Source organism: Levilactobacillus cerevisiae (assembly GCF_003946245.1).
Taxonomy (GTDB): domain Bacteria; phylum Bacillota; class Bacilli; order Lactobacillales; family Lactobacillaceae; genus Levilactobacillus; species Levilactobacillus cerevisiae.
Genome location: NZ_RHNN01000053.1, coordinates 1 through 6396, shown reverse-complemented (window position 1 = coordinate 6396; position 6396 = coordinate 1). Strand labels below are relative to the sequence as shown.

Sequence of the window (6396 nt, the reverse complement as noted above, 5' to 3'; positions counted from 1 at the left end):
GGAGGTCTAAATCGGGAAAATACCGATTTAGACCTCCCTTTTTTCGTTGGAAATTTTGTTGATGAATAATCCAGGTTCTGGTTAGGAATTCAATGGTGTACGGTAACGGAAGAATGCAAATCACGGTTCTAATTACTAGTGTTTTTAACCAATATGCTATAAACTATTAATAAATCGGTAACATAAAGACTGAAAATAAGGGCTATAATAAATGGTTAGCGGGTCAGATAGTAGAAACGCCGCTAGCGCAATGTAGAAAGGAAGAACGATTAATGACGCAAACGAACGATTTAAACCAATCCTTGGAATGGTTCTCTCAACTCCAAAAGATCATGCGGCCAGTAACCACCATCAAAACGGAGGCCATTACGATTTCGCTGGAACAATTTAACTTGTTACACGCCATCACCGATCAGAAGGAAGAATTTACGCCTACGAAGTTTGCAGGGCAAATTGGCGTTTCCAAGTCAATGATCTCCGGTCAAATCTCTCGTTTATTACGGGCTGGTTTAATCGAAAGTATCGCTTCACAGGTCGACCGTCGGCAACATAACTTGAAGTTGACGCCAGATGGTGTGAAGGTTTACACCCAAGTTCGTGGGCAGGTCGTTGAACGCCTGAACGGGCTTCATGACGACATCGCTCAATTAATGTAGATGTTAAATTGACTTCGTCGCTTTCACTGTTTTTGTTGTGGCTGAGAGCGACCGGTTAATCTGTCAAGTTAATTTATAACTGAAAAATAAGTCCCCTTTACGACTGGAATCTTTCAATCGTGTGACAATTTGGTTAAGATGACCCAACGCTTTCATGTCTTAGCTTATAATGGAACACGTGGAAAGAATTTGGAACTGGAGGGGATTTTTTGAATTTGAGGAAAAAGCTCGGTCTATTGGTGACAGTTGCTGCGGGAGCAACGTTGGTAGGCCTAAGCTCGGCGACTGTTTTACCGAGCCAGAGCACGAGCAACACGGTGGCCTACGCGGCGACCACAATTAACGCCAAGAACCAGGGGATGGTAGGAGACGCTAAGACGGCCAATAACGACGCCTTGCAATCCATGCTTGATAAATGGAGCGGCAGTGTGACCATTCACGTGCCAAAGGGGACTTACCTCTTTGACGCCGGGAACATTACGCTTCACTCGAACATCACGTTTAAATTTGATAAGGGTGCCGTTTTCCGGATTACTGGCGGGAACCGGGTGAACTTTGTTTATCCTAGTCCGGAAGCCGGTTACAGTGGCGGTATCAGCAATGTTACTTGGCAGGGCGCCACGTTCCAAGGGGACAACACGGCTAAAGGCCAAAGTGTCTTCACGCAAAGTGTCCACCACGCCACGAACATCAACTTTGACAAGTGTGTGTTCGATAACGCCGAATCACCTACCGGCCACTACATCGACCTTGACGGGAGCCACGCGATCAACATCACGAACTCCGTTTTCACCGGGTTCAACGGCTCACAAGATTTCAAGGAAGCCATTCAGATTGATTACTCCAACAAGAAGGCCATGTCATACAAGAACAAGGGCGACCAATACGACAACTTGCCAACCTATGACGTGACGGTCGACAATAACCAATTCTTGCCAGTGTCTAAGAAATCTGGGCAAGTTGCTTCTTACGCACCAAACCCAATTGGTGAACATGCCATTTATGGTCACGGAACTGCCGGCATCATTCATGACGTGCATTTTACCAACAACACGGTGGTTGATCCCAAACCATTGATGTCAGATGGTGTTGCCACGATTCATTTTAAGGGGATCTCTAACCTGTGGATCACCGGAAACAAGTTCATCAACCAACACGTGTTAGGTTCCGGGAACTACATTTATCTGTTGAACTCCGAACCCGCTTACACCATGACGAACTTGAACATCACGGACAACACGTTTACCAACGTTAATCCAACCAAGCAGTACGTTTACTTGGACACGACCTCTAGCGATAACCCGATGACGGATGTGACCATCACTGGGAACCAAGCCACGGCGCAGAGATTAGGGGCAGCCTTCGTGAAGGGGAACTTCCCGTTGACGGATCCGTCCATTGATATCACGGACAACAAGATTACCAAAGGCAGTGTGGTCGCAACCGACGTCACGTCGCAACAGACTATCACGAACACCACGGTGCACAAGCCAACGACTAGCTCGACCAGCAAGCCAAGCACGCAGAAGCTGAAGAAGCGTAAGCAAACCAACAAGAGTGAAAAATACGTGTCTGGTTTGAACACGCAACACGCTGAACTCAAGTCTAACTTTGCGACTTACTCCCTGTACAACCATATTCGCGGTCACAAGAACTGGAATATCATGAAGTACAACTGGAAGAAGCAAAAGAAGATGCGGGTCTACGTCGATATGCGGGCCACGGCTGATTCTGGCGAATGGTACCGAATTCGCTTCAGCAAGAACGCGACGACGAAGTACTGGATTCGGAAGAGTGCCTTACAATTCGACCAGATTACGATCGACGAGTATGACCGGGACTTAACGCTGATGAAGATTTATCCCGTTTACACCCTGCCATTCAACGACCCTATGTTGGCCAAGCAAAAGGGAACCACCGCTGACATTTCAGAACGACGCGTGACGATTACGCACCGGGCTAAGCGGACGGATGCTAATGGCACGGTCACGACTTATTACCAGATGAGTAACGGGTTGTGGACCCGGGCCTTGGCGTTCGATCTTGATTCATAAACAATGATTTAACTGTTTTTCAGGTCTCCATGGACACCCAATCGGGTGGCCCATGGAGATTTTTTTGTTGCGGCTAAAGATTGAAATGTCAGCATATCCAGTTGCATAGTAAGGGGATAACGCTAGGATTGGCAATACGGTCTAAACCTGCCGGCTTACCGTTCGCCAAATTTAGGCCGGAACGCTGTGGGTAGGACGGTCCAAGCCAAAGGGCGGTCTTGGACCTCGCTTTGGACCGCCCAACCCGCGTTTCAAAGTCGCCATTTTCCAAGTAAACCACTTGGAAAATCCCACGGCTGAGCCTAAATTTGGCTCACTCACGTCTACATAGACGGTGACCAATTATTTTGGGGAAATGTTGCTAGTCCAGCGATAGTTACACGGATGTCATGTTGAAAAACAATCATAACCGGAGGAGGACAGAGATGGAGTCAGCTGTGTCGACGGTGTTAGCTGGGAACCAGCTTACAGCGTGGGACGCGTTTGGAGACTGTCGGTTTTGGACAGGCTTTAAACCGAGCCGGAGGACCGTTCCTCAGGCCGCAGGCGGTCCCCACAGCAGACGGAATCTCTGGCAGCCGCAGGTGGCAATTTCTATCAAGCTTTGTGGAATGAACCTTTGTTAGCTGGACCGTTCAAGGCAGTCTTAGACTTCCAACCTTTTGTTGCAGTGGTCGATATTCAGAGTTACGCGTAACTTTGCTGGTCCCGAAAACTGGGATTGGCCAGTAGGGTTTGCTACGCTTTTAGGGGTTACTTATGAATGGCCTTGATTAGTTGGGGCGTTTGTAAGAGACTAATAGAGGAATTAGCGCGAAGCAACGCTATCCAAGGAGGAAGTCACCATGAAGAAAGTTTACTTAGCATTATCAGTTCTAGCTGTTGCGACGGTCGGCCTCAGCGCCACGACCACACCGGCTGCGGCCAAGACTGACGTCAAGGTACTTAGCACCAAAAAGGTTAAGAAGGCCGCCTACCATGCCACCAAGGGGACCATTTACAAGACCAACAAGCTGACCAAGGTTGCCCACCACGCCAAGAACTACAGATACACGACGCTGTACGTGACCAAGCAAAGCACCGTACGCAAGGCCAATCACAAGAAGGCCGTCTACAGTTACGTCAGTACGAAGAAGGCGCGCGGCTGGATTTGGCGGGGGTATTTGAAAAAGGGGGTTGCGCCTAAGCAAACGGTTAAGGCGACGACCACAACTACGCCAAGCACAACTAATACAACCACGACCAGAAAGGGGACTACCGCAGCGACGTTTAACGCCCAAGCAGCCAGCGCTGATTTCTTAGCCATGGTCAATCAGGAACGGGCCAAGACCGGCGCCGCACCACTGACGATTGCGACTGACCTCACGAATTTGGCCAATCAACGGGCCGCCGACTGTGCTCAATTGGGTGACATTACCCACTACGACAGTGATGGCAACGTGACCTACTTACAGGAAGGACCACAATTTGGCATCGATTTCAACCAAGGCCTGAGCTCTGAATGTCTGTATGAGGCTGATGAAGGTTTCGTGGGTGATTACCAAAAGGCCGGTACCAACGCGGCTGACCAGTACCTCAACCACGACGCTGAGTCCGACTGGGGCCACCGCGACAACCTGATCAACCCCGAAGCCAAGACGATTGGGATTGGTTGGAAGATTTCTAACGGCACGATTTACAACGCTGTCGACCAACAAGGATAAAATACACAGGCAACCCACCGAAAAATATAAATTTTTCGGTGGGTTGTTAAGTTTCCCTTCAAACTTGATTCACATCAATGACAACGCTTTCGTGAAAATGGTACACTGTTTCCAAGTTCCAGCACACATCTTCAAACATTCTTCAATCTTCCGCCGTAAAACGGTTGCATTCCCCTGATAGAGTGTATTGTAAGCCAATGAAAAGCGGCGAATCAAACCACCAATTAGCGAGAATCTGAAGAAATTGTTAAAAGGTGGCCTAGACCGAGTAAAATGGGTTCCATCATGGCAGATTGTGGTGTACAATGAGAAGCATAATTAGCACTCAGTTAAAAGAGTGCTAATCCAAGTACCTCATCGAAGAAAGATAATTGGAGGGCGATTCTATGATCAAAATGTACTTTCACGCTAAAACAACTGCGGTAACTAAAGCCATGAAATGGTTGGCGAACCACGATGCCATCTTTACCGCTCGCGACATTAAAAAACAACCTTTAACCAAGGATGAAATTCTTTACATGCTTTCCTTAACTGAAGAAGGCACCGACGACCTGATCTCAACACGTTCTAAGGCATACAAGGCCTTACCGGGCTCCGTACAGGACATGGGGATGAACGAACTCGTGGATCTCTTGCAAAAGAACCCCGGGATCTTAAAGAACCCCATCGTCGTCGATCAGAACAAGTTGGCAACTGGCTTCGATCTGGAAACCATCCGGGAATTCGTACCAGCTGCTTACCGGAAGAAGGAATTGGCCAATTTCTTCAAGATTTTAAATGGCGGGAACCAAAATACCGCTCTGGCCTAGCATCAGCATAATGGAAGAGAAGTAAGCAAAAGCACCGACCACAATTTTTGTGGCGGTGCCTTTTTCTTGGCTATACTTATGAAAGCGATATTCCGGTCGGTTACAACTGACTGCATTGAAATTAAGCAGAAACTACGGAAACCTTGATTTGGAGATTCAGTCCATGAGCGTAGCGATTCAAAGTGGCCAGTGTCGGCATTGCGTCTAACCGTTCAATACTTGCTAACTGTGAAGGTGACATCTTAATCCGGGCAGCTAATTCTCTTTGTGAAATGCCGCGGCGGATGCGTTCGGACTGTAAGGTTGTGAGCGTCTCAATAATGTTCATATCAATATCTGAAATTGCGTGACTATGTTGCTTGAATTCTTGCCAGGTCGTCATGGGCGTTCAGCCTTTCTGATTAACTAATCTGCGTGTCACGTCACTCCTATGGATAATAACCGTTCTGTGCTAGTTTGCTAGAATTACTGTAACTAAAGAAGATTGAAACTTTAATTGGCGGCTTAATCCGCTACATAATAGAGACAAAACGCTGAATATTGGCAACATTGTCTAAACCTGCCGACTTACCGTTCGCCAAATTTAGGCCGGAACGCTGTGGGTAGGTGGGGTCCGCCAGCCTGTGAGGCGGTCTGCCGGCTCACTGTGAACCGCCAAGCCCACGTTTCAAAGTCGCCATTTTCCAAGAAGCGCACATGGAAAATCCCACGGCTGAGCCTAAATTTGACTCACTCCCGCCTACATAGACAGTGCCAATTATCGTGGATAAAGGTTGCCAGGTCAGCGACAATCACATCAACTTCGTATTGAAGAACAATCATAACCGGAGGAGGCCAGAGATGCAGGCAGCTATGACAACGCTGTAAGCTGGGAACCAGCTTACAGCGTGGGACGCGTTTGGAGACTGTCGTTTTGGGACAGGCTTCAAACCGAGTCGGAGGACCGCTCCCCAGGCCGCAGGCGGTCCCCATAGCATCCGGAATCTCTGGCAGCCGCAGGTGGCAATTAGCCACTGATTTTGTGGATTAAATCCCTGTTAGCTGGGCCGTTTTAGGTCCTTTAGACTTGCAACCCTTAGTCACTGTAACATAAAAAGGGTTCTAAAATATCTGTTGTTGGTAATCAAATGAATTTGATTACTGGCAACGGATATTTTTGTATAATCAAAGAATG

Annotated in this window: 5 protein-coding genes; 4 read left to right on the top strand and 1 reads right to left on the bottom strand. The window is 47.9% G+C overall.

The annotated features are described in order from the left end of the window. Window positions 1-272: 272 nt before the first annotated feature. The 4 genes from EKM99_RS15225 to EKM99_RS15210 all read left to right on the top strand — a co-directional run bounded on the left by EKM99_RS15225 (window position 273) and on the right by EKM99_RS15210 (window position 5222). On the top strand, window positions 273-656 hold the full coding sequence (locus EKM99_RS15225; RefSeq protein ID WP_125584169.1) for a MarR family winged helix-turn-helix transcriptional regulator: 384 nt from the start codon (window positions 273-275) through the stop codon (window positions 654-656). A gap of 209 nt (window positions 657-865) precedes the next feature. Next, window positions 866-2710, top strand: coding sequence for a glycoside hydrolase family protein (locus EKM99_RS15220; RefSeq protein ID WP_125584168.1), 1845 nt, complete (start codon window positions 866-868; stop codon window positions 2708-2710). Between the two features lie 845 nt (window positions 2711-3555). Further along, on the top strand, window positions 3556-4413 hold the full coding sequence (locus EKM99_RS15215) for a CAP domain-containing protein (protein WP_125584167.1): 858 nt from the start codon (window positions 3556-3558) through the stop codon (window positions 4411-4413). A 386-nt stretch (window positions 4414-4799) separates the two neighbouring features. Next, window positions 4800-5222 carry a Spx/MgsR family RNA polymerase-binding regulatory protein gene (locus EKM99_RS15210; RefSeq protein WP_125584166.1) on the top strand — a complete coding sequence of 141 codons (423 nt, stop codon included), beginning with the start codon at window positions 4800-4802 and terminating at the stop codon, window positions 5220-5222. Between the two features lie 121 nt (window positions 5223-5343). Here the strand turns inward: EKM99_RS15210 and EKM99_RS15205 are convergent, their stop codons facing one another. Next, a complete protein-coding gene (locus EKM99_RS15205) occupies window positions 5344-5604 on the bottom strand; it encodes a helix-turn-helix domain-containing protein (RefSeq protein WP_125584165.1) in 261 nt (86 codons plus the stop codon). Window positions 5605-6396: the final 792 nt, after the last annotated feature.